Source organism: Mesorhizobium sp. M8A.F.Ca.ET.057.01.1.1 (genome assembly GCF_003952565.1).
In the GTDB taxonomy this organism is placed as follows: domain Bacteria; phylum Pseudomonadota; class Alphaproteobacteria; order Rhizobiales; family Rhizobiaceae; genus Mesorhizobium.
The window spans coordinates 2,346,044-2,370,249 of the sequence record NZ_CP034454.1; the positions used below are offsets into that span (position 1 = coordinate 2,346,044).

Annotated in this window: 15 protein-coding genes; 12 read left to right on the plus strand and 3 right to left on the minus strand. The window is 63.8% G+C overall.

The annotated features are described in order from the left end of the window. Position 1: 1 nt before the first annotated feature. The 5 genes from EJ077_RS10865 (at position 2) to EJ077_RS10885 (ending at position 12,778) form a co-directional block, all read left to right on the plus strand. Entirely contained in the window at positions 2-6,058 is a 6,057-nt protein-coding gene (locus EJ077_RS10865) for a translocation/assembly module TamB domain-containing protein (protein ID WP_208701857.1), read from the plus strand. Positions 6,059-6,310: 252 nt separating this feature from the next. Then, the gene (locus tag EJ077_RS10870; RefSeq protein WP_208701859.1) at positions 6,311-7,963 is read left to right on the plus strand and encodes an ABC transporter substrate-binding protein; all 1,653 of its coding nucleotides are present in this window, start codon (positions 6,311-6,313) and stop codon (positions 7,961-7,963) included. A 217-nt stretch (positions 7,964-8,180) separates the two neighbouring features. Beyond that, entirely contained in the window at positions 8,181-9,215 is a 1,035-nt protein-coding gene (locus tag EJ077_RS10875) for an ABC transporter permease (RefSeq protein ID WP_127277963.1), read from the plus strand. A gap of 11 nt (positions 9,216-9,226) precedes the next feature. Then, positions 9,227-10,384 (plus strand): ABC transporter permease, encoded by a 1,158-nt coding sequence (locus EJ077_RS10880; RefSeq protein ID WP_208701862.1) that lies wholly within the window; start codon positions 9,227-9,229, stop codon positions 10,382-10,384. Between the two features lie 48 nt (positions 10,385-10,432). Continuing rightward, entirely contained in the window at positions 10,433-12,778 is a 2,346-nt protein-coding gene (locus EJ077_RS10885; RefSeq protein WP_208701864.1) for an ABC transporter ATP-binding protein, read from the plus strand. A 13-nt stretch (positions 12,779-12,791) separates the two neighbouring features. Here EJ077_RS10885 and EJ077_RS10890 read toward each other — a convergent pair whose 3' ends face one another. Then, positions 12,792-13,382 carry a transglycosylase SLT domain-containing protein gene (locus EJ077_RS10890; protein ID WP_208701866.1) on the minus strand — a complete coding sequence of 197 codons (591 nt, stop codon included), beginning with the start codon at positions 13,380-13,382 and terminating at the stop codon, positions 12,792-12,794. Positions 13,383-13,598: 216 nt separating this feature from the next. Here EJ077_RS10890 and EJ077_RS10895 point away from each other — a divergent pair, with 216 nt between their 5' ends. Both EJ077_RS10895 and EJ077_RS10900 read left to right on the plus strand, forming a co-directional pair. Beyond that, positions 13,599-15,137 carry a trimethylamine methyltransferase family protein gene (locus tag EJ077_RS10895; RefSeq protein WP_208701868.1) on the plus strand — a complete coding sequence of 513 codons (1,539 nt, stop codon included), beginning with the start codon at positions 13,599-13,601 and terminating at the stop codon, positions 15,135-15,137. A 68-nt stretch (positions 15,138-15,205) separates the two neighbouring features. Next, a complete protein-coding gene (locus EJ077_RS10900; RefSeq protein WP_208701870.1) occupies positions 15,206-17,647 on the plus strand; it encodes a GcvT family protein in 2,442 nt (813 codons plus the stop codon). A 22-nt stretch (positions 17,648-17,669) separates the two neighbouring features. On the opposite strand, the gene EJ077_RS10905 is transcribed toward EJ077_RS10900, so the two are convergent. Beyond that, positions 17,670-18,065 (minus strand): DoxX family protein, encoded by a 396-nt coding sequence (locus tag EJ077_RS10905; protein WP_208701872.1) that lies wholly within the window; start codon positions 18,063-18,065, stop codon positions 17,670-17,672. Positions 18,066-18,267: 202 nt separating this feature from the next. Here EJ077_RS10905 and EJ077_RS10910 point away from each other — a divergent pair, with 202 nt between their 5' ends. Next, a complete protein-coding gene (locus tag EJ077_RS10910) occupies positions 18,268-18,756 on the plus strand; it encodes a hypothetical protein (RefSeq protein ID WP_208701874.1) in 489 nt (162 codons plus the stop codon). A gap of 41 nt (positions 18,757-18,797) precedes the next feature. Here EJ077_RS10910 and EJ077_RS10915 read toward each other — a convergent pair whose 3' ends face one another. After that, positions 18,798-19,574, minus strand: a complete 777-nt coding sequence (locus EJ077_RS10915; RefSeq protein WP_208701876.1) for a VOC family protein — start codon at positions 19,572-19,574, stop codon at positions 18,798-18,800. A gap of 177 nt (positions 19,575-19,751) precedes the next feature. On the opposite strand from EJ077_RS10915, the gene EJ077_RS10920 reads away from it, so the two are divergent. The 4 genes from EJ077_RS10920 to preA all read left to right on the plus strand — a co-directional run bounded on the left by EJ077_RS10920 (position 19,752) and on the right by preA (position 24,131). Beyond that, positions 19,752-20,483 (plus strand): gamma-glutamylcyclotransferase, encoded by a 732-nt coding sequence (locus EJ077_RS10920; RefSeq protein ID WP_208701878.1) that lies wholly within the window; start codon positions 19,752-19,754, stop codon positions 20,481-20,483. Positions 20,484-20,599: 116 nt separating this feature from the next. Further along, a complete protein-coding gene (locus EJ077_RS10925; protein WP_208701880.1) occupies positions 20,600-21,955 on the plus strand; it encodes an NAD(P)-dependent oxidoreductase in 1,356 nt (451 codons plus the stop codon). 5 nt (positions 21,956-21,960) lie between these two features. Further along, positions 21,961-22,803 carry a class I SAM-dependent methyltransferase gene (locus EJ077_RS10930; protein ID WP_208701882.1) on the plus strand — a complete coding sequence of 281 codons (843 nt, stop codon included), beginning with the start codon at positions 21,961-21,963 and terminating at the stop codon, positions 22,801-22,803. A 14-nt stretch (positions 22,804-22,817) separates the two neighbouring features. Beyond that, a complete protein-coding gene (gene preA, locus EJ077_RS10935; RefSeq protein WP_208701884.1) occupies positions 22,818-24,131 on the plus strand; it encodes an NAD-dependent dihydropyrimidine dehydrogenase subunit PreA in 1,314 nt (437 codons plus the stop codon). The last annotated feature ends 75 nt before the right edge of the window (positions 24,132-24,206 follow it).

The window sequence follows — 24,206 nt, forward strand, 5'->3', positions numbered from 1 at the left end:
GATGAAAACGGTCTGGCGCATCCTTCGCATTGTCCTCTACACGCTGCTGATCGCGGTCGCGGGCGCGATCGGCGCGCTCGTTGTCCTGACCAAGACCGAGCGTGGGCGCGACAATCTCGCCGGCATCATTTCGCGGCTCGCCTCGAGCGACGATCGCAAGGTCACCGTCAGCGGCATCGACGGAATCTGGTCGGGCAATCTCAGCGTCGACCATGTCGTGCTCGAGGATCGCGAGGGCGCCTGGCTGGTGGCGCGCAAGGTGGCCGTCGATTGGTCGCCGACGGCGCTGCTGTCGAAAAGCTTCAGCGCCGACCGCATCGCCGCCGGGCGCATCGAACTGGCGCGCCTGCCGGTGGCCGGTTCGCAGCCGCCGGCGCAGGGCGGCACGACGACGCTGCCGGTCTCCATCGACATCAAGCAGATCGACCTGCCGGAAATCGCGCTCGGCGAGCAGCTGGCCGGCAGCGGCATCGCCGAGCTCGCAGCCAAGGGAATGCTCAAGGCCGACGCCGCGCCACTGGCGGTCCAGACGGTGCTTAACGTCACCCGTCACGACGGCAAGCAAGGCAATGTCGACGCCAAGATCCATTTTGCACCCGCCGACAACAAGCTGGACCTCGGCCTCAAGGCGTCGGAGCCGGCCGGCGGCATCATTGCCAACCTGCTCAAGCTGCCGGATGTGCCGCCGGTCGATATCGTGGTTTCGGGCAGCGGGCCGCTTGCCAACTGGAGCGGTGTCGGCACCTTCCTCGTCGACCATCAGATCGTCACCCAACTCACCGGCCGTCACCAGCTCACCGACAAGGGCAATCATGTCGAGGCCAAGGGCGACGGCGATTTTGCGCGCTTCCTGCCGGAAAACCTGAAGCCGCTGTTTGCCGGCAAGACCAGCTTCGATGTCGCGGGCACTGCAACCAATGCCGGCGGCATCACCGTTGATCGCGCCAGCATCGAGAGCGATGCGGTGCACGGCACCGCCTCCGGCATTGCCGATCCTGCCGGTGCCAGCGATCTCTCGGTCGAACTCGCCGCCAAGGGCCCGCCCGTGGTGATCAGCGTCGGCAGCAAGGCGCAGCCGATCACGCTCGCGATCAAGAACGCCACCGCACGCGCCTTCGGCGACGGGAAGGCGCCGATCGTCGACATCGGCGCCTCCTTCGTTTCGATCGTCGTCGGCGGAACGCGGCTGGACGATCTGGCGGCGCAAATCCATTCCGACGGTTTCGATATCCAGAATCGCGCCGGCCCGGTTGCCGTCAAGCTGGAGGCGGGCGGCCTGAAAACCGACGTCGCGACGTTGGCGCCGCTGATCACCGGCAAGGTGAATGTCGATCTGGCCGGCTCGATCAGCAAGGACGCCATTATTGCCATCGATCAGGGTACGCTGCGCTCCGATGCGCTCAATGCGTCGCTGACGGCGACGGTGACACTGGCCGACATGTCGATGCAGCTCAAAATGAATGCCGATGCGGTGGCGACCGCGTTTCCGCCGCAGATCGCTTCGGTGCTCGGCGGGCGGGTGAAATTCTCGGCCGCTGCATCGCGCGATCCGCAGGGATCTTTCGCCGCGAACTCGATCGAACTCACTTCAGGATCGCTCAGCGCCAGCGGTACGGCCAGCATGCAAGGCACGGACATCCGGGCCGACATCAAGGGCAAACTGGGTGACGTTTCGGTGTTGTCGCCGACGGTCGGCGTGCCGGTTGCCGGCGGGGTCGATTTCGCGCTGTCGGCAACCGGCGCGATCACCGCTCCGGATTTCACCGTTAGCGCCGACAGCGACAGCCTGACCGCCTCGGGCCGCACGGTGAAGGCCATCAAGCTGACCGCGAGCGGCAAGGCCGACATAACCAACCCTTCCGCCAACGTCTCGCTGACCGGCGCCGTCAACGACCAGCCGCTCGACATCAAGGCGGCCCTGGTGACCAGCGAGGGCAAGCGATCGATCGACGGCTTCCTGGTGTCGCTGGGCGACAACAAGGTCTCGGGCGACCTGGCGCTCGACGACAAGTTCATGCCCCTGGGCACGCTGACGCTCGCCGCGCCGGCAATCGACCAGTTGGCCGCGCTCGCTGGCCAGGCGGTAACCGGCGACATCAACGGCACCATCGTCTTTGCCAAGGACGGCGACGCACCCTCCATTGCCATTGATGCCAGGAGCACATCGGTCGCGCGCGGCGAGGTGACGGCCAAGGCGATCGCCATCAATGCGCTGATCGCCAATTATCTCGAGGCGCCGGCGATGTCGGGCACCATCAAGGCCGATGCGGTCACGTCGGGAAGCACCGAAATCAGCGGTATCGGCGTCAACCTCAAGCGCGACGGCGACTGGACCAATTTCACTGGCGGCGCCACGATCGCGGGCATTCCCGCGACCGCTGCCGGCCGGGTAAAGATCGCCGAGGGCATCACCAGCGTCGAGATTGCTTCGGGCGAAGCCACCGTTCGTGGCATCAAGGCGGCGATTGCCGAGCCGTCGGCTCTGACCATCGCCAACGGCACGGCCAATATCGACAAGCTGGCGCTCGATGTTGGCGGCGGTCGGGTGGCGCTGTCGGGCAGCGCCGGCGAGACGCTCGATCTCGCGGCGCAGGTCTCCGCTTTGCCTGCCGCCCTTGCCAATGCGTTTTCGCCGGGCCTGGACGCCGTCGGAACGCTTGACGGCATTGCTGAAGTGAGCGGAGCGCCGGCCGCTCCCGACGTCCGGTTCAACGCAAAACTGGCCGGCGCCGAGACCAGCCAGACCCGACAGGCAGGGCTCGGACCGCTCGCCGTCGATGCGGCCGGCAGCTACACGATTGCCGGCGGCGTCGTCCTCGACCATGCCACCCTCTCCGGCGACAAGGTCTCCGGCCAGGCCGCCGGAACCATCAACCCGAACGGGGCCAGCGATTTCGCGATCGATCTGACCTCGTCCGGCCCCAGCCTGCCGCTGACGGTTGGAAGCACCGAGAGCCCGGTCAAGATCGAGGTCCGGTCCGTGTCGGCCAAAGTCGGGGGCGAAAGCACGCATGCCCGGCTGGACCTTTCCGCGATCCTGCCCTCGGTCGTCACCAGCCCGGCGAAGGTTGACGGACTTACCCTCACTCTGCACTCGGATGCGTTCGATCTCAGGAATCGCGCCGGGCCGGTTTCCGGAACGGTGTCGGTGGACAAGGTTGGGCTCGACAATCCAACGATCGCGCCGCTCATCGCGGGCAAGGTCACGGCCGCGCTCAACGCCCGGCTGAGCGCCGACGCCGTCGCCATCGACAGCGGCACGCTGAAAAGCGATGCGCTCAGCAGCCAGGTCGCCGGCCAGGTATCGCTGCGTGACGGTGCCATCGACCTCAACCTGAAGGCGGATGCGCCATCGTCGGCCTTGCCGGCGGCGGCACGCGGCATGCTTGGCGACCGCGCCCAGATAAGCGCCACGCTGAAGCGCGAGCCCAACGGCAATCTCAACATAGGTGGACTGAAGCTCACTTCGGGCCCGCTGAGCGCCGACGGGCAGGCAAGCCTTGCCGACAACAAGGTGACCGCCGACATCAGGGGTGCGCTGACCGACATCTCGCGATTGTCGAAGGACGCCACGGGCGCCATCGCTTTTGCGCTGAGCGCGCAAGGGCCGGCCATGGCGCCCGACCTGTCGCTTACCATCGACAGCGACAAGCTCTCGGTGGCATCGCGCGAGATCACCGGATTGAAGCTCACTGCTACCGGCAAGGCCGATGCCGCCAACCCGGCGGCCAATGTCCAGCTCACCGGCAATGTCGCCGGTCAGGCGCTAAAGGGGAGTGCCGTGCTGGCAACGGCGGGCGGCAAGAGCGCCATCAATGGGCTGCTCCTGTCGCTGGGCAAGAACAGGATTTCAGGCGATCTGGCACTGGACGACAAGTTCGTGCCCGAAGGCACCATCTCGCTCGACCTGCCCGATATCGGGCCGCTCGCCGCGCTGGCGCTGGAAAAGGCGGAAGGCGACGTGCGGGGCACGATCGCCTTCTCGAAGACCGGGGCGGCACCTCAGGTCGCCATCAAGGCGGCTACCGCGTCGATCACGCGTGGCGACCTCCAGGCAAAGGCCGTTTCCATAGATGCGCTGATCGCCAACTATCTCGCCGCGCCCGTCATCTCCGGCAAGATCCGCGCCGACACCGTCACATCGGGCGGCACCGTGATCAGCGGCATCGACGTCGATTTGAAACGCGACGGCGACTGGACCGGCTTCTCCGGCGGCGCCACGGTGAAGGGCATTCCAGCCAGGGCAGCCGGACGCGTGAAGGTGGCCGGTGGCACCACCACCATCGAGCTTGCGTCAGGGCAGGCGACCGTCCAGGGCATCAAGGCGGCCATCGCCCAGGCCTCGACCGTCAGCATCGCCAATGGCACGACGACGCTGGACAGGCTGGTGCTGAACCTTGGCGGTGGCACCGCGACGGTAACCGGCAAGGTCGGGCAGGCGCTCGACATCAATGCAGTGCTGGCGCGCGTGCCGATGTCGCTCGCCAACAGTTTCTCACCCGGGCTCGATGCCGCGGGTTCCATCTCCGGCACGGTAAAGGTGACGGGCCCACCGGCGAGCCCCGCCATTGCCTTCAACATCGACGCGGCCGGCGTGCAGACGTCGCAGACCCGTGGCGCGGGCGTCGGCGCGGTGAGTGTTGCCTCGTCGGGTACCTTTGCCGGCAACAAGCTGACCTTCGACGCCAATGTCAGCGACGGGGCCGGGCTTGGCCTCAAGGGCGGCGGCACGGTGACGACGGTGGGCACTCCGGCGCTGGTGCTCGACTTCAATGGTGCCGTGCCATTCGGCCTCCTCAGCGCGAAACTTGCCGCGCAGGGCTTGTCGCTGACCGGCAACGCCAGTGTGAATGTCCAGGTGCGCGGTCCGGCGACATCTCCGGTGATCGGCGGCAGCGTCAAAACCTCCGGCGCGCGGCTGGTCGACGCACGCTCCGGCCTTGCCGTCAACGATATCGCGGCCGATGTCTCGATAGGCAACGGAGTCGCCAGGATCAATCGGTTGACCGGAACGCTGTCGACGCGCGGCAGCCTGTCGGCCAGCGGCACGGTCGGCATCAATCCGGCGCAAGGGTTCCCGGCCGACCTTTCGATCAAGCTCACCGATGGCCGCTACACGGATGGACGCGTGGTGACCGCCAACCTTGGCGGCGACCTGACGATCAAGGGGCCGCTGACTTCGGCGCCGGCGATTGCCGGCACGGTCAACCTGGCCAAGACCGTCATCACGGTTCCGGACAAATTGCCGGGCTCGCTCTCGGCGCTCGACGTCAAGCACAAGAATGCGCCGGGTCCGGTCAAGGCACAGGACAAGGCGCTGCGCCCGGCGACGACCAGCGGCAAGAGCGGCGGCAGCGGCCTTGCGCTCGACGTCACGGTCAATGCGCCGAACCAGATCTTCATCCAGGGCAGGGGCGTCGACGCCGAATTCGGCGGCTCGCTCAAACTGACCGGCCCGGCCTCGTCGCCTCAAGCCGTCGGCACCTTCACCTTGCAGCGCGGCCGGCTGTCGATCCTTGGCAAGCGGCTGACCTTCACCGAAGGCACGGTCGGGTTCTCCGGCTCGCTGGTGCCTTACCTCAATCTGACGGCGACGACGACCACGACCGGCGCGACCGTCACCATCGTGGTGTCGGGCGAGGCGACCAATCCGAAATTCACCTTCAGTTCGGTGCCGGCGCTGCCGGAGGATGAAGTGCTGGCGCAATTGATCTTCGGGCGGTCGATGTCGAACCTGTCGCCGCTGCAGATCGCGCAGCTGGCCGAAGCGGCGGGGCAATTGGCCGGGGTCGGCGGCTCGACGTCGCTGCTGGAGAATCTGCGCAGCGCCATCGGCGTCGACGATCTCGACGTCACCACCGATGACAAGGGCGGCACGGCGGTCTCGGCCGGCAAATATCTCAACGACCGCACCTATGTGACCATCCAGAAGGGCGACAAGCCGGGTTCCGGCAAGGCGACCATCGACCTCAATGTCGGGCGCGGCGTCAAATTGCGCGGCGAGGCGACGGACGCCGGCGAAGCCAAGGGCGGCATCTTCTACGAGAAGGAATATTGACGGCCTGGCCCCTGCCTTGGCTTGGACTGGCGCTGTCGTAACCGGTGCAAATGTCTCAATTTAATCGCCCGAAGAGATTTTGGCGAAATCTGGGCGCACTAGCAATTTTGCGCCAAGACTGTCGCTATCACGCGAACTGCCCCCCTTCCAAAGTTGCACATTCGCTAACATGTTCCCAATCCACGTCGTCTTTGACATCATGGCCTGGATGCGGAATGTTAATCGGCGGAAAGCCAACAATGGGAGTTAGTCATGACAATCTATAAGAGCAACGGCGATCGCGTTCCGGATCATATCCTGGCCATGGCCGAAGAAGCCAAGGCAGGTAAGGTTGATCGCCGCGAATTCCTGGCCATGGCAAGCGTCTTCGGCGCCTCGACGGCGATGGCTTACGGCCTTCTCGGTCTCGCCGATCCGACGCCGGCAAGGGCAGAAGAGGTAAAAGGCAAGAAAGGCGGCACGCTGAAGGTCGCGCAGTGGATCAAGGATCCCAAGGATCCTCGCAAGGCCGACTGGTCGGAAATTGCCAATGCCGAGCGCCAGGCGCTCGAGCCGCTGGTCAAGTATACGAGCGAATATACGTTCCGCCCTTATCTGCTGGAAAGCTGGGACGTGAACGACGACGCCACCCAGTACACGCTGCATGTGCGCAAGGGCGTGACCTGGTCCAACGGCGACCCCTTCACAGCCTCTGACGTCGTCTTCAACCTGAAGCGCTGGGCCGACAAGAAGGCCGAAGGCAATTCGATGCCCGGCCGTCTCGGCTCGCTGGTCAAGGATGACAAGCTCGACGAAAGCGCCGTGACCATGCCGGACGACCACACGGTCGTGCTCAAGCTCGGCAAGCCTGACATCGCGCTCATCCCCAACATGTGCGACTATCCCGGCCTGATCGTCCACAAGACTTTCGACGAGAAGGGCGGCGACTTCAAGAACTGCCCGATCGGCACCGGTCCATTCGAGCTCGTCTCCTACGACGTCGGCCAGAAAGTCGTCTACAAGCGCCGCGAAGACAACAAGTGGTGGGACGGCGAAGTGTTCCTCGACGGCATCGAATTCATCGACTACGGCACCGATCCGGCGGCCATGGTCAGCGCTTTCGAGGCTGGAGAAGTGCACACCAATTTCGAAACGTCGGCCGACTATGTGTCGATCCTCGACAAGATGGACCTGGTCAAGTCGGAGATCGTCACTGCTTCGACCATCGTCTGCCGCACCAACGTCAACAACAAGCCCTATGGCGACCAGAAGGTGCGCAATGCGTTGCAGCTCGCGGTCGACAACAATGTCGTCCTGCAGCTCGGCTATGGCAATGCCGGCTCGGTCGCCGAAAACCACCATGTCTGCTCGATCCATCCGGAATATTACGAACTGCCTAAGGTTGCCCGTGATCCGGCCAAGGCGAAGGCGCTGATGGCGGAAGCCGGCCAAGCCGACTTCGAACACGAGCTGATCACCGTCGACGAAGACTGGCACAAGAACACCGGCGACGCGATCGCCGCCCAGCTGCGGGAGGCCGGGATCAAGGTGAAGCGCACGGTGCTGCCGGGCTCGACGTTCTGGAACGACTGGACGAAGTATCCGCTGTCAATGACCAACTGGAACATGCGTCCGCTCGGCGTCCAGGTTCTGGCCATCGCCTATCGCACCGGCGAGGCCTGGAACGAGGCTGGCTGGTCGAATCCCGACTGGGATGCCAAGCTCAATGCGGCACTCGCCGTTGCCGACGCTGCCAAGCGCAAGGAAATGATGAAGGACATCGAGCAGATCCTGCAGGCTTCCGGCATCATCATCCAGCCCTACTGGCGCAAGCTCTACAGCCACTCGGTCAAGGCGGTGCAAAACTACAAGATGCATCCGACCTTCGAGCGCGACTACGGCAAGGTCTGGCTCGATCAGGCCTGATCGATCGGGCAGGGGAAAGGGGCATTGCCTCTTTCCCTCCCTCTCTGCGTCGCCATTGCAGGTTCGTCCGCAAAAAATACGGACTCACCCGGGAAGGCCATGCAATAAAAACAGGGTTGATCGCATTCGAGGGCCTGTTTGACGGCCAGTCCGCCGGTGACGGCAGGCGAGGCTTTGAAGCCGGCTCAAAACCCAACCCCATCGGCAGGGGGCCGCCATGCTTTCTTTCGTTCTCAGGCGTCTCGGCACCATGGCATTGACGATGCTGTGCCTGACGATGATCGTCTTCTTCCTGATCAACCTCGAACCCAACCTGAAGAAGCTGGCGATCAGCCAGACGGAAATGCACACTTCGGCCGAACAGCTGGAGGACTGGCTGATCAACCATGGCTACCGGCAGAATTTCTTCGTCCGCTACGGACAGTGGCTGGGCCTGCTGCCCAAGCAGCCGGTGACCGACCCGGCGACCGGCAAGCCGACGCAGCGTTTCACTTTCTGCAACGATCCGGCCGTACCAACCTTCTCCGGCGTCCTCGAAGGGGATTTCGGTTGCTCGACCAAGTTCAAGACGACCGTCGCCTCTAAGCTGTTCCCGGCACTTGGCGCGACCGGGATCCTGATGTTCTGTGTGTTGGCGGTGATGGTGCCGGTATCGCTCTTGATCGGCATCCTGGCCGGCATGCGCGAGGGGTCGCGAACCGACCGCGTGCTTTCGGTGGCCTCGATCGCCTCGACGGCGACACCGGAATATGTGTCGGGCGTCATCTTCACCGTCATCTTCGCCTCATGGCTAGGCTGGTTGAACGGCTCGGCCGCGTCGGCCAGTCAGGGCATCACCTTCTACAATTTCACCCTGCCGGTGATGACGCTGGCGATCTACGGCATCGGCTACATCGCCCGCATGACTCGTGCCTCAATGGTCGAGGTGATGACGCAGCAATATATCCGCACCGCCCGGTTGAAGGGTATTTCCTTCGGCGGCGTGGTGGTGAAACATGCGCTGCGCAACGCGTTGATCGCGCCGTTCACCGTCATCATGCTGCAGTTCCCCTGGCTACTCACCGGTGTCGTCATCGTCGAGGTGATGTTCCGCTACCAGGGCTTTGGCTATACGCTGGTCGAGGCCGCCGGCAACAACGACATCGATCTTCTGCTGGGCTGTTCGCTGGTCTCGGTGTTCATCGTCTTGATCACGCAGCTCATTTCCGACGTCGGCTACGCATTCCTCAATCCGCGCATCCGGGTTCAGTAGGGAGAAGGCGCATGCAAGCTCAATCTATCGGCGCCTCCACCATCATTCTCGAAGTGCTGTGGCGCTTCTGGCCGGTCTGGGTCGCGCTTTTCATCGTCATGGGAGCAAGCTTCCTCTACAGGAAGAAGCTGGCGCTCTATGGCCAGCTGTTCGACAGCGGCGTCGGCATCGTCGGCGTCGGCATCTGCCTGTTCTGGCTGTTCACGGCGATCTTCGCATCGACCATCTCGCCTTTCGATCCGCTCGGCCAGATCCCGATCATGAAGGACACGCTGCCCGGCGCCATCGAACCGCAATCGGGGCTCGTCTACCTCTTCGGCGGCGACAAGCTGGCACGCGACGTGTTTTCGCGCATGGTCTATGGCAGCCAGATCGTGCTGATCATTGCGCCGGCGGCCACCGGCTTCGCGCTGATGGTCGGTATCACGCTTGGCCTGCCTGCCGGCTATTACGGCGGCAAGATCGACACGGTATTGTCGTTCCTGGCCAACCTCGTGCTGGCCTTCCCGGTGATCCTGCTGTTCTACCTGCTGGTGACGCCGGGCATCATGGACACGCCGATCCCCTATGCCATGGCCGGCGTGTTCTTCCTGTTTCCGATCATCTTCTTCAGCGTGTTGTTCTGGACACGCTACAAGAACCGGCCGGACCGGCTGTACATCCTGCTCGGCATCACCCTCATCGTCGGCGGCTGGATCTATCTTGGCCTCGTCTTCGACAGGGACCCGCTGCACATCGTCCACATCGATCCCAACCAGCTCAACATCTTCGTGGCGGTGGTGTTTGCCTCCAGCCCGGGCGTGTTCCGCATCGTGCGCGGCCTGGTGATGGATATCAAGACGCGCGACTATGTGGCCGCGGCGCAGACGCGCGGCGAATCGCCCTGGTACATCATGCTGTGGGAGATCCTGCCCAATGCACGCGGACCGCTGATCGTCGATGCCTGCCTGCGCATCGGCTACACCACCATCCTGCTCGGCACGCTGGGTTATTTCGGCCTCGGCCTTGCGCCCGAGAGCCCGGACTGGGGCACCGCGATCAAGGACGCCAGCCGATTGCTGCGCTCCTTCATCCACCCGGCGCTGCCGCCGACGATCGCGCTGATGTCGTTCGTGCTGGGGCTCAACCTGTTGGCCGATTCGCTGCGCGAGCAATCGATGAAAGACTGATTGACGGGCCTTGACCCGCGTCTGGTACAATTTGGATTGGAGCGACCCATGAACGAGGCAGTTCGAAATCCCGCCAAGCCGACCAATGGGCCGACCAACGGGCCGATCATCGAGATCGAAAACCTGTCGATCTCCTTCTTCACCCGCAAGGGCGAAATACCGGCGGTCATGGATTTTTCCTGCACGGTCATGCCCGGGGAGGCGATGGGCATCGTCGGGGAATCCGGCTGCGGCAAGTCGACCGTGTCGCTCGGCATCATGCGCGACCTGTCCAACATCGGGAAGATCGTCGGCGGCAGGATCAAGTTCCAGGGCAAGGACATGGGCGAGCTCTCCGACGAGGAGCTGCGCGCCATCCGCGGCAACAAGATCGCCATGATCTACCAGGAGCCGATGGCCAGCCTCAATCCGGCGATGAAGGTCGGCCAGCAGTTGATGGAAGTGCCGCTGATCCACGACAAGGTGTCGAAGGAAGAGGCCTACAAACGCTCCCTCGAAATGGTGCGCGCGGTCAAGCTGCCCGATCCCGAGCGCATGATGCGCTCCTATCCGCACCAGCTCTCCGGCGGCCAGCAGCAGCGCATCGTCATTGCGATGGCGCTGCTGTCGAAGCCGGCGCTGCTTCTGCTCGACGAGCCGACCACCGCGCTCGACGTGACGGTTGAAGCGGGCATTGTCGATCTGGTCAAGGGTCTCGGCGAGAAGTTTGGCACCTCGATGATCTTCGTGTCGCACAATCTCGGCCTCATCCTGGAAACCTGCGACCGCATCACGGTGATGTATTCGGGCGAGGCGGTCGAGACCGGCAAGATCAAGGACGTGTTCGACCGGATGCGCCATCCCTATACGCAAGGGCTGTTCCGTTCGATCCCGCTGCCGGGCGCCGACAAGAACTCGCGGCCGCTGATCTCGATCCCCGGCCAATTGCCACTGCCGCACGAGCGGCCGAAGGGCTGCAATTTCGGTCCGCGCTGCCACCATTTCGTCGAGGGCGTCTGCAACGCCGCCGAAATCCCGATGGTCGAAGTCGCCGGACACGAGGGCCATTTCTCGCGCTGCGTACGCTTCAACGAGATCGACTGGGAAGCGCTGCCGCCCGGCGCCAAGAAGGTCAACGAAAAGGTCGTGCCCGGCGCGCCGGTGCTCAAGATCGAGGATCTCAGGAAATACTACAAGGTCGGCGGCAGCGAGGTGTTCGGCTCGAGCGAGGGCCGCGTCGTCAAGGCCAACGAGACGATATCGTTCATGGCGCGCGAATCCGAGACGGTCGCCATCGTCGGCGAATCCGGCTGCGGAAAATCGACGCTGGCCAAGGTGCTGCTCGGACTTGAGACGGCAAGTGCCGGCACCGTGACGCTGGGCAACAAGCAAATCCAGTCGACCGGCATCGAGAGCCGCAGCGTCGACACCGTGTCGTCGATCCAGATGGTGTTCCAGAATCCGTTCGATACGCTCAACCCCAGCCATTCGGTCGGGTCGCAGATCATCCGCACGCTGGAAAAATTCAATGTCGGCAAGACGGTCGCCGACCGGCGCAAGCGCATGCTGGAGCTGCTCGACCTGGTGAAGTTGCCGCGCGCCTTCGAGACCCGCAAGCCGCGCCAGCTTTCCGGCGGCCAGAAACAGCGCATCGGCGTGGCGCGCGCCTTTGCCGGCGACGCCAAGGTTGTCGTGGCCGACGAGCCGGTTTCGGCGCTCGACGTTTCGGTGCAGGCGGCGGTGACCGAATTGCTGATGGACATCCAGCGCAAGAACAAGACGACGATGCTGTTTATCAGCCACGATCTGTCGGTCGTGCGCTACATCGCAGACCGCGTCGTCGTGATGTATCTCGGCTATATCGTCGAGCAAGGCACGACCGACCAGATATTCGCGCCGCCCTATCATCCTTATACCGAGGCGCTGCTGTCGGCGATCCCGATTGCCGACACGAGCGTGGTGAAGAAGCACATCGTGCTGGAGGGCGACATCCCCTCGGCGATGAACCCGCCGACCGGCTGCCCGTTCCAGACGCGCTGCGGCTACAAGAAGCTGGTGCCCGACAATCTGTGCGAGACCAAGGTGCCGCCGGTCAAGAACCTCGGCGACGGTCATATGAGCCTGTGCTGGCTTTCCGACGACGTGCTCAAGACCATGGAGCCGGTGATCAAGTTCGACAAGGAACACGCCGCACATGAGGGCGTGCCGGAGGATGCGGCGCATGGCGAAGGCCCAGGCTTTGCCGGTTCGCCGCCGGCGCGCCCGAGCGGCAAAAACGCCAATGCGGAAGCCGATGCGACCGGAAAGGCTGCCGAGGACGCGGATGCCGTCTTGCGGGCCCGTCGCCACGAAGTCCGCGACGAGGTTTCCGAAACCGGTGTTTCAAAGCCGAAAGATACGACAAGGCGGCACTAACCCAGGCTGAGTGTCAGCTTCCGCACTGCCGCAACTGCGCTTCATAGTCTCGGGCCATCTTGTCGGTGGCCCGGGCGTAACCTTGTACGCCGGCGTCGCCACGGTTGCCGCGGCCATAGGCGCTCCAGCCGAGATAGTAGGCGAGGTAAAGGTTGTAGGTGTCGTTGCGCGCGACGCCGTAGCTGTCGGCTGTCTTGGAATGATACCAGCCGACGAAATCGACGGCGTCGGCGAATTTCGTGCGCCGTGCCGACCAGTTGCCGGTTTCGCTCTGATATTGCGACCAGGTGCCGTCCAGCGCCTGCGAGAAGCCGGTGGCCGAGGAGACGTGCTTCCAGGGGATGAAGCCGAGCAGCTTGGTGCGCGGCGGCCGGGCGTTGCTCTTGAAGCCGGATTCCTTGCGCACGGTGGCCATCAGCACCGGCACCGGCACGCCGTATTTCTGTGACGCGCGCTCGGCCGCCGACTGCCAGTTGTCGAACCAGCCGTCGTTCTGATCGAAGACGGCGCAGACATTGTTGATGTGGCTAGGCGCGGTGGCGCAAGCCGAAAGCGCCAACAGCGCGCAAACCGCTACAATTTTACTAAAACTCGACCTACGCATGGGAGGAGCAATAGGCCGAAATCATAAAGGGAATCTTGCTGCGGCCGTTAACGCTTCGTCGGCACGAGCAGATGAGAAAACATCATATCAATATTCCGACGGCAACGGTCGCTTTTTATAAATTGATGTCCATAAAATGCCGCCTTGGCTAAAATCACGCCGGCAAACGGCGTATTTCTGACAGACCGGCAGCGCTGCCGAAGCTTTGATGCCGGCATGACCGAACCAAGACGCAAGCGCGGCGCCGAGCGCACCAGCAACAGGGGGCCAGCGCCCATCGCGCAGTTGCCGCCCAGACGGGTGACGAATCCCTATCCGCCGATGGCGCTGTTGTCGTCCGACCAGATCGAGGCAATCCATCAGGCGTCGATGCACATATTGGAGAATTTCGGCATCGAGGTGATGAGCCCTCGGGCGCTGTCGCTGTTCGAGAAGGCTGGAGCCACGGTCGATCATGCGACGGCGAATGTGCGCGTCGATCGCGGCATGGTCGACGACGCGCTGAAGACGACGCGGGCCACCTACACGCTGACACCGCGCAATCCGGCCAAGTCGATCCACCTCGGCGGCAACACCATCAATTTCACGCTTGTGGCCGGTCCTCCCAATGTGCACGACATGGAGCGCGGCCGTCGTGCCGGCAATCTGCGCGACTACGCGGATCTCACCCGGCTGGCGCAGCATTTCAACTGTATCCACATGCTCGGCAATCAGGTCTGCGCGCCGGTCGAACTGCCGGCCAACTCACGCCATCTCGACACCTACTTCACCAATCTGACGCTGACCGACAAGAGTTTCCATGTCTCGGCGATCGGCCGGGGCAGGGCGCTGGACGGCATCGAGATGATGGCGATTTCGCGCGGGCTGACGCTCGATCAGATGCGCGACGATCCCGGCATCGCCACCATCATCTCAGTCAACTCGCCGCGCCGCTTCGACGAAATGATGGCCGAGGGGCTGATGACGATGGCCGAGTACGGCCAGTCGGTAGCTGTGACACCGTTCACACTGATGGGAGCGATGAGCCCGGTGACGCTGGCCGGCGCCCTGGCGCAGCAGAATGCCGAGGCGCTGTTCGGCGTTATGCTTACGCAACTGGTACGTCCGGGCGCGCCGGTGATGTACGGCGCCTTCACCTCCAATGTTGACATGAAGTCGGGCGCGCCTGCCTTCGGCACGCCTGAAAACACCAAGGCCAACATCGCCTCGGGGCAGTTGGCGCGGCGCTACGGCCTGCCATACCGGACGACGCCCGGCTCGGCTTCCAACGCCGCCGACGCGCAAGGCGCCTATGAGACGCTGATGGCGCTGTGGGGCGCGGTGCTCGGCCACGGCAATCTCGTCTACCACGCCGCCGGTTGGCAGGAGGGCGGGCTGACGGCGTCGTTCGAGAAATTCATCATCGACGTCGAGATGATCCAGCACATGATGGAGTTTTTGCGCCCGATCGTTGTCGACGAGGCCGAGCTTGCAGTCGAGGCACTGGGTGCGGTGCCGACAGGCGGCCATTTCTTCGGCGAGCCGCACACGCTGGAGCGCTATGCGACCGCCTTCTACCAGCCAATGCTGTCCAACTGGCAGAATTTCGAGGCCTGGCAGGAGGCGGGCGGCCTCGACGCGACCGCGCGCGCGACGCGGCTGTGGAAGAAGGCGCTTGAAGACTATGTCGAGCCGGCGATGGACATCGCCGTGCGCGAAGAGCTCGAGGCCTACGTGGCCAGACGCAAGGAAGCGATCGGGCAGGGCGAGCCGTGATTTCAGCGTCGGCACTTCCCGTCCCGGTTAATCTCACCCATCCAACTCATTGATATCAGAGAAAAACCATGAAATCGCATGCAAAGGTCGTGGTCATTGGCGGCGGGGTCGTCGGATGCTCGGTACTGTTCCATCTCGCCCGTCATGGCTGGGCGGACATCGTGCTGCTGGAGCGCGACGAGCTGACCTCCGGTTCGACCTGGCACGCGGCCGGCGGCATGCATACGATCAATGGCGATCCCAATGTCGCCAAGCTGCAGAAATACACCATCAACCTCTACAAGCAGATCGAGGAGCTGTCCGGCCAGGCGACCGGCGTCCACCTGACCGGCGGCGTGCTTCTGGCTGCCACGGAGGAGCGGCTCGACTGGCTCCGCGGCGTCGTCGCCAAGGGCCGTTATCTCGGCATTGAGCTGGAGGAAATCTCGCCGAAAGAGGCGGCCGAACTGATGCCGCTGCTCGACCCCAGCCAGTTCGTCGGCGCGGTCCGCAACAAGGAGGACGGCCATCTCGATCCCTCGGGCGTCACTCACGCCTATGCCAAGGCGGCGCGGAAGTTGGGCGCCGAGATCGAACGGTTCACCAAGGTCGAGGACATTGTACGCCGTCCCGACGGGTTATGGCGCGTCATCACCAACAAGGGCGAAGTGGCGGCCGAGCATGTCGTCAATGCCGGCGGCCTGTGGGCGCGCGAGGTTGGCCGCATGGTCGGGCTCGAACTGCCGGTGCTGGCGATGGAGCACATGTACCTGATCACCGAGGACATGCCGGAGGTCGCCGCCTGGAATGAGAAAACCGGCACCGAGATCATCCATGCGGTCGATTTCGACGGCGAGCTCTATCTGCGCCAGGAGCGCGGCGGCATGCTGATGGGCACCTATGAGAAGGCCAACAAGCCGTGGTCCGAATACCAGACGCCATGGAATTTCGGCCACGAATTGCTGGCGCCGGACATCGACCGCATCGCGCCGTCGCTCGAGGTTGGCTTCCGGCATTTCCCGGCTTTCCAGAACACCGGCATCAAGCAGATCATCAACGGGCCCTTCACCTTCGCGCCCGACGGCAACCCGCTGGTCGGACCGGTGCGCGGCCTGCCGGGCTTCTGGGTCGCCTGCGGCGTGATGGCCGGCTTCAGCCAGGGCGGCGGCGTCGGCTTGGCGCTGTCCAACTGGATGATCGAGGGCGATCCCGGCGCCGACATCTGGGCGATGGACGTGGCCCGCTACGGCGACTGGGCGACCATGGCCTACACCAACGCCAAGGTGCGCGAGAATTATTCCCGGCGCTTTTCGATCCGCTTCCCCAATGAGGAACTGCCCGCCGGGCGGCCGCTGAAGACGACGCCGGTCTACGATCTGTTGTCGGCCAAGGGCGCGCAGTGGGGCGTCGCCTATGGGCTGGAGGTGCCGCTCTGGTACGCGCCCGAAGGCGTCAAGGACGAGTTCTCGTGGCGGCGCTCGAGCGACTTCACCCACGTCGCCGCCGAAGTGGCGGCGGTACGCTCAGGCGTCGGCCTGTCGGAGATATCGAGCTTCGCCAAATACAAGGTGACGGGCGAGGGGGCCGCGGCATGGCTCGACCGGATGCTCGCCTGCAAGCTGCCAAGGCCCGGTCGCATGACCCTGGCGCCGATGCTGAAGGAAGACGGCAGGCTGGTCGGCGATTTCACGCTGGCCAATCTAGGCCCCCAAGATCGGGAAGAAGCGGGCTGGTTCCTGGCCGGTTCCGGCATTGCCGAGCAATATCACATGCGCTGGTTCGAACAGCATCTGCCTGACGACGGCTCCGTCCACATCGAGGCGCTGGGGCAGAAGCTCACCGGCCTGTCGATCGCTGGTCCCAGAGCGAGGGACGTGCTGGCGAAAGCCACGCGCTCCGACATATCGAATGCTGCGTTTCCGTTCATGGCCATAGCTAAAATGGATGTAGGCATGGCGCCGTGCCTGGTCGGCCGGGTCAGCTACACCGGCGATCTCGGCTACGAGATCTGGGTGGCGCCGGAGTATCAACGCGCCGCCTATCAGGCGCTGATGGCGGCGGGAGAAGAGTTCGGTATCTGCCTGTTCGGCTCGCGGGCGCTCAACGCGCTCAGGCTCGAGAAGAACTATGGCTCATGGGGGCGTGAATACCGGCCGATCTACGGGCCGCTGGAGGCCGGGCTCGACCGCTTCGTCGCTTACGGCAAGGACGCGGATTTCATCGGCAAGGCGGCGGCGCTGGCCGAGCGCAAGCAGGGCGGCAAGCTCAGGCTGCGCGCCTTCATCGTCGATGCCGACGATGCCGACGTGATCGGCGATGAGCCGATCTGGTTCGGCGGCGCGGTGCGCGGCTGGGTGACGTCGGGCGGCTATGCCCATCATTCGAAGAAGTCGGTCGCCGTCGGCTATGTGTCGAAGGAGATCGCCGACGAGAGCGACGGCTTCGAGATCGAGTTGCTGGGCAAGCGGCATACGGCGCGCATCCAGGCGACTGCGCTGTTCGATGCGAATTTCGAACGGATGCGGGGGTGAGGGCTCACCCCCGGATGGGGGATCAAGCGTTGCGGCGTTTGTCCAGCGCGAAGGCGCCGGCGCCGGCGAAGACCAGATAGAGGAAGATGAAGCAGAACGAGATCGCCGAATCGCCGCTGTTGTTGATGGGGAAGAAGTCGCGCGGATAGTGCGCGATGAAATAGGCGATCGCCATTTCGCCGGCCAGAAGGAATGCGACCGGGCGGGTGAAAAGGCCCAGCGCCAGCAGAACGCCGCCGGCGAATTCGAGGATGCCGGCTGCTAGCGGCAGTCCGCTCAATGTGGCGGCGGCGTGGTCGCCGGCGGGGAAATTGAACAGTTTCTGCGTGCCGTGCTCGATGAACTGCAGCGCGGTCATGATGCGCAGCACGCCAAGCGCCTGCGGCTGGTATTTGGAGAGGCCATCGAAAAGCTTCATCTAAAACTCCGTTTCAGCTTCCCGGCCGGCCATAGATTATCACCGGGCAACGGACCATTCACTTCCCCCGGCCTGCCATCAACAATTGGTGATTGGAAATGTTCCCCGGACCGGCTTTTGATATTGTGCCCGCTACGGTTGCAATTATATCGCCATGGTTGTATTGATTATGTAAATACTCCAGACATGTGGGTCCCTCGCCATGAAAAAAGTCACCATCAGCCTGTTCGCAATCCTTATGGGCACCAGCCTCGCCGTGGCCGAGGACGCCGGCTGCGAGGCTTTCAAATGGCCGGTGACGCGCGAACAGGCGCTGTTTGCAGAGGCACCCTCTACACCGTCCGGAGCGACGCTGGCGGTGGGTGCCGCCGCGGATCTGGCGCTGGTGCCGGCCGAGAAGGCCGGCTTCGCGCTGCCGCCCGAACGCGCCCCTGCGGAGGGCACGTTCGGTGCCGTCGCCAGCGTGGCGGTGCCGCCGGACGGCGCCATTCAGATCAGCCTGTCGGGCGAGGCCTGGATCGATGTCATTCAGGACGGCAAGGCCGTGAAATCGTCCGGCTATAGCGGCGTCAAGACTTGCCCCAGTGTCCGCAAGAGCGTGCGCTTCAAGCTGGCGACCGGCACAGCCACTGTCCAGTTCAGCGGTGCCAAGAAAGAGACCCTCAAGGTCGCGGTGCTGGCGCCGGAATGAGCCAACGCCAGCGCGCGTGGTATCAGCGGTTGGCGTAGCGCTTACCGCACCGGCGCCATCAAAGCGAAATGCGCGCCTTGCGGATCCTGGCATTGCACGACCCAGCTGCCTCCGGGGACCTCCATGGGTCCCATCAGGATCTTGCCGCCATTGTCGGTCACGCGTTTGGCGGCGGCGTCGATGCCGGTGACATTGAAATAGAACTGCCAGACCGGCACCGGAATCTGCTCGGGCTTGTTCATGATGCCGCCACCGGATTCAGGGCCGGCGGTAAAGGTCTGGTAGATGCCCATCGGCCCCATGTCGAATTCGCCTGAATTGGCCCAGCCGAACTGGCCGGAATAGAAATCGAACGCGGCCTTCCAGTCGCTCGTGTAGAGTTCGTGCCAGCCGATATGGCCAGGCGTGCTGGCTGGCAGGACGGGCTGGTCCGGACCGTTCGGCTGCAGGAACATGAAGGTCGCGCCCTGCGGATCGGCGACGACGGCGAAGCGCCCGACGCCTGGAATATCGTCGGGCCGGCGGTGAACGGCACCGCCTGCCTTTTCCAGTGACGCTGTTGCTGCGTCGACATCTTTGGCGTGGATATAGCCCAGCCATGCGGGCGGCATGCCCATCTTGGCCGCATCCTCGGGCATCGTCATCAGGCCGCCGACGCCACGCTCGCCGACATTCATGACGATATAACGCGGCATGCCTGCGGCCTTGTCGAAGGGCTCGGCCCTCCAGCCGACCACGGCGGTGTAGAAAGCCTCGGCGGCGTCGAGATCCGATGTCATCAGTTCGTACCAGAAGAAGGGCATCGGGGATTTTGGCATGGTCGGTCTCCTCACCGTTGTGCACCGATCGTCGTTCGATCCATCCTAGGACGATCTCGACGACAGAAATCCGACATCTGGGCTAGAAATCGGGAACGGCAAGGCGCAGCCTTCTGGCAATCTTGCGTGCCTTGCGATTTTCGCCTTTGCTTGGCTTCGGGAAGGGGGCCTCGATCCATGCGGCAGATGTCACTTACAGCTGAGCTTGTTGCACTGTGCCATCGCGAGGAGGCCGATCCCGGGCCTAGCGGCAGCTGGACGCAACTGAGCGATGAGGATTTTCGGGACCTTTCGGTGCGGCTGTCCAATGAAGCCGATGCGGGGCCGCTATGGGTGTTCGCCTATGGCTCGCTGATCTGGAAGCCCGCCTTCGAGTCCGTCGAACGCCAGCGCGCCACCGCCCATGGCTGGCACCGCTCGTTCTGCATCGACATGGTCCGCTGGCGCGGCAGCGTCGCGCAGCCTGGACTGATGATGGCGCTCGAACGCGGCGGCCGATGCGATGGTGTGATCTATCGGTTACCGGAAGGGGAGAAGACTGCTCAGATCGAAAGACTGTTGCGGCGCGAGATCGACGATCATGAGAGCGTCGCTTCGGTCAGGTGGGTTCCGGTGCGTACGGCGCAAGGGCCGTTGCGGGCACTGGGTTTCTGGGTTGGGGTGACTGGCAGAGGCACTTCGCTCGGGCAGCCGCTGGAAACCGTGGCACGGGTGCTGGCCAGGGCCTGCGGCCATGTCGGCTCCGGGGCGGAATATCTTTACAACACGGTCAGCCATCTCGAGGAATTCGGCATCCGCGACCGCAATCTCTGGACGTTGCAGCAATTGGTCGCCGATGAGATCAGGTCGATCCACGGCATTGGCATGGACGACGGCCATATCCCAGCGTCATCGCCGTCAATAACTTGAGCGTAGTTGTCATATTTTTATTCAACCTTTTCAATGTCTTGCCTCAAAAATTGACCAATTGATAAAAAAATAAAACGTGCTAGCCTTCCCCAAAACGAAAACATGGGGAACTGAAAATGCCACAGGGTCAGTTCAAAGAGGGTATTGTCGGCGGTCGCCTTGCGGCTGACCAATACGCGGACAATTTTTCCGACCTGCATCCGCCGCTCGATCATCACGAGGCGCTGGTCGAATCCGACCGCTGTTATTTCTGCTACGACGCGCCGTGCATGAATGCATGCCCGACCTCGATCGACATCCCGCTGTTCATCCGCCAGATCTCGACCGGCAACCCGATCGGTTCGGCCAAGACCATCTTCGACCAGAATATCCTGGGCGGCATGTGCGCCCGTGTCTGCCCGACCGAGACGCTCTGCGAGGAGGTCTGCGTGCGCGAGGTGGCGGAAGGCAAGCCGGTGCAGATCGGCCGTTTGCAGCGCTACGCCACCGATGTCGCGATGGCCGAGAACAAGCAGTTTTATCCGCGCGCGACAGCGACGGGTAAGACCGTCGCCGTGGTCGGCGCCGGCCCGGCCGGCCTTGCCGCCGCGCACCGGCTCGCTCGCCATGGCCATGATGTGACCATCCTGGAGGCGCGTCCGAAGGCCGGCGGCCTCAATGAATACGGCATCGCCGCCTACAAGAGCGTCGACAACTTTGCCCAGGCCGAGGTCGACTATGTCACCGCGATCGGCGGCATCGATATCCAGAACGGCAAGGCGCTCGGCCGCGACTACCAGCTCTCCGACCTGATCCGCAATTACGACGCGGTGTTCCTCGGCATGGGGCTGGGCGGCGTCAACGCGCTGCGCGCCGATGGCGAGGATGCGGCCGGCGTCACCAACGCGGTCGAATTCATTGCCGAACTGCGCCAGGCCAGCGACCTCTCCGGGCTGCCGGTCGGCCGCCGCGTCGTCGTCATTGGCGGCGGCATGACGGCGATCGACGCCGCCGTGCAGTCGAAGCTGCTCGGCGCCGAGGAGGTGACGGTCTGCTACCGGCGCGGCCAGGAGCATATGAACGCTTCCGAGTTCGAGCAGGACCTGGCGGCGGCCAACGGCGTTACCATCCGTCATTGGCTGCAGCCGAAGCGGGTGATTGCCGAAGGTGGTAAGGTGTCGGGCATTGAACTCGAATACACCGCGCTCAATGGCGACAGGCTTGCTGGCACCGGCGAGACGCTGACGCTGGTTGCCGACCAGGTGTTCAAGGCCATCGGCCAGAGCTTTGTCCCGGCTGCCCTCAACGGCAGCGGGGCATCGATCGACCTCGAAGCCGGCCGCATCAAGGTCGACGGGGAAGGGCGCACCTCGCTCGCCAAGGTCTGGGCCGGCGGGGACTGCATTTTCGGTGGCGACGACCTCACCGTGTCCGCCGTAGCGCAGGGGCGCGACGCGGCTGAGAGCATTCACAGGAGTCTGACCCAGGGATAAGGATCATGGCCACGGTGGAACCGGGCATTGCCCGTCACTACGAGATTTCAGGCCTGGAGGAGCGGATCCTTGCCGCGCTTGCCGATACGGGCGTCGATGTTGCGCATTTGCGCGCCGGCGATCTCGAAGCGGTCGACGAATTCCACATTGGCGGCGTGGCCGCCACCAGGGACCTTATCAGCCAGCTTGGGTTGAAGCCAGGAGCCAGACTGCTGGACATCGGATCGGGGATAGGGGGACCGGCCCGCTTTGTCGCCAACAATGCTGGCGTCGATGTCACCGGCATCGACCTGACGCAAAGCTATGTCGATATCGCGACCAGCCTGTCGAGGCGGACGGGAATGGCCGACAAGACACGCTTCGTGCAAGGCAGCGCGCTGGACATGCCGTTCGCCGACGCCAGCTTCGATGTTGCAATGATCCTGCATGTCGGCATGAACCTGCCCGACAAGGCGAAGCTGATGAGCGAGGCTGCCCGCGTGCTCAAGCCCGGCGGCGTCTTTGCCGTCTACGACGTGATGCGGCTCAAGGATGGAGCTCTGACCTTTCCGTTGCCGTGGGCATCCAATGAGACCCTGTCCTTCGTCGCCACGCCCGGCGATTACCGCTCGGCCGCCGCCGCGGCGGGCTTCTCGGTGACCGCCAAGCGGCAGCGCGGCGCCTTCGCCGTCGAGTTTTTCTCCGCGATGCGTGCCCGGCTGGCCGCCGCGCAAGCCGAAGGCAGGAAGCCATCGCCCGGCCTCGGCCTCGTCATGGGCGAGGACGCCCGCACCAAGATGGCCAACCTCGTCGCTGCCCTCGAGGGCGGCATTCTCGCGCCCGTCGAACTGCTTCTTCGTCTCGGTTGAAAGGGACCCCTGTCATGGCTGATATCAGGAACAATTTCGTCGGTATCAAATCGCCCAACCCGTTCTGGTTGGCGTCGGCGCCGCCGACCGACAAGGCCTACAACGTCATCCGCGCCTTCAAGGCGGGTTGGGGCGGTGTGGTCTGGAAGACGCTGGGTGAAGAGGGGCCGCCGGTGGTCAACGTCAACGGCCCGCGCTACGGCGCGATCTGGGGCGCCGACCGGCGCCTGCTCGGCCTCAACAACATCGAGCTGATCACCGACCGCGACTTGCAGACCAATCTGCGCGAGATGAAGCAGGTCAAGATGGACTGGCCCGACCGCGCGCTGATCGCTTCGATCATGGTGCCGTGCGAGGAAGAGAGCTGGAAGGCCATCCTGCCGCTGGTCGAGGAGACCGGCGCGGACGGCATCGAGCTCAATTTCGGCTGCCCGCACGGCATGTCCGAGCGCGGCATGGGCGCGGCCGTCGGGCAGGTGCCGGAATATATCGAAATGGTGGTGCGCTGGTGCAAGCAATACACGCGCATGCCCGTCATCACCAAGCTGACGCCCAACATCACCGACATCCGCAAGCCGGCACGCGCTGCCCATGCCGGCGGCACCGACGCGGTGTCGCTGATCAACACCATCAATTCGATCACCGGCGTCGACCTCGACAGTTTCGCGCCGATGCCGACCATCGACGGCAAGGGCTCGCATGGCGGTTATTGCGGCCCGGCGGTGAAGCCTATCGCCATGAACATGGTGGCGGAGATCGCCCGCGACCCCGAAACGCGCGGCCTGCCGATCTCCGGCATCGGCGGCATCACCACGTGGCGGGACGCCGCCGAATTCATGGCGCTCGGCGCCGGCAATGTGCAGGTCTGCACGGCGGCGATGACCTATGGCTTCAAGATCGTGCAGGAGATGATCGCCGGTCTGGAAAACTGGATGGACGAGAAGGGCCACCGCTCGCTCGACGACGTCATCGGCCGCGCCACGCCCAATGTCACCGACTGGCAGTATCTCAACCTCAACTATGTCGCCAAGGCGCATATCGACCAGGACGCCTGCATCAAATGCGGCCGCTGCCACATCGCCTGCGAGGACACCTCGCACCAGGCGATCACCAATGTCGTCAACGGCATCAGGCATTTCGAGGTGATCGAGGCCGAATGCGTCGGCTGCAACCTGTGCGTCAATGTCTGCCCGGTCGACAATTGCATCACCATGGAGCCGCTGGCGGCCGGCGTGATGGACCAACGCACCGGCAAACCCGTGTCGCCGGTCTACGCCAACTGGACGACGCACCCGAACAACCCGATGGCCAAGGTGGCCGCGGAGTAGGGTTTGCTCCAGCATAAGAAGGGCTGCTTGGCAGAACTTGGGTTCCTCGCCCCACGAAAGTGGGGAGAGGTGGCC

Coding starts and splice junctions, on each gene's coding strand:
- EJ077_RS10865 (WP_208701857.1), top strand. CDS start 2: ATGAAAACGGTCTGGCGCATCCTTCGCATTGTCCTCTACACGCTGCTG.
- EJ077_RS10870 (WP_208701859.1), top strand. CDS start 6,311: ATGACAATCTATAAGAGCAACGGCGATCGCGTTCCGGATCATATCCTG.
- EJ077_RS10875 (WP_127277963.1), top strand. CDS start 8,181: ATGCTTTCTTTCGTTCTCAGGCGTCTCGGCACCATGGCATTGACGATG.
- EJ077_RS10880 (WP_208701862.1), top strand. CDS start 9,227: ATGCAAGCTCAATCTATCGGCGCCTCCACCATCATTCTCGAAGTGCTG.
- EJ077_RS10885 (WP_208701864.1), top strand. CDS start 10,433: ATGAACGAGGCAGTTCGAAATCCCGCCAAGCCGACCAATGGGCCGACC.
- EJ077_RS10890 (WP_208701866.1), bottom strand. CDS start 13,382: ATGCGTAGGTCGAGTTTTAGTAAAATTGTAGCGGTTTGCGCGCTGTTG.
- EJ077_RS10895 (WP_208701868.1), top strand. CDS start 13,599: ATGACCGAACCAAGACGCAAGCGCGGCGCCGAGCGCACCAGCAACAGG.
- EJ077_RS10900 (WP_208701870.1), top strand. CDS start 15,206: ATGAAATCGCATGCAAAGGTCGTGGTCATTGGCGGCGGGGTCGTCGGA.
- EJ077_RS10905 (WP_208701872.1), bottom strand. CDS start 18,065: ATGAAGCTTTTCGATGGCCTCTCCAAATACCAGCCGCAGGCGCTTGGC.
- EJ077_RS10910 (WP_208701874.1), top strand. CDS start 18,268: ATGAAAAAAGTCACCATCAGCCTGTTCGCAATCCTTATGGGCACCAGC.
- EJ077_RS10915 (WP_208701876.1), bottom strand. CDS start 19,574: ATGCCAAAATCCCCGATGCCCTTCTTCTGGTACGAACTGATGACATCG.
- EJ077_RS10920 (WP_208701878.1), top strand. CDS start 19,752: ATGCGGCAGATGTCACTTACAGCTGAGCTTGTTGCACTGTGCCATCGC.
- EJ077_RS10925 (WP_208701880.1), top strand. CDS start 20,600: ATGCCACAGGGTCAGTTCAAAGAGGGTATTGTCGGCGGTCGCCTTGCG.
- EJ077_RS10930 (WP_208701882.1), top strand. CDS start 21,961: ATGGCCACGGTGGAACCGGGCATTGCCCGTCACTACGAGATTTCAGGC.
- preA (WP_208701884.1), top strand. CDS start 22,818: ATGGCTGATATCAGGAACAATTTCGTCGGTATCAAATCGCCCAACCCG.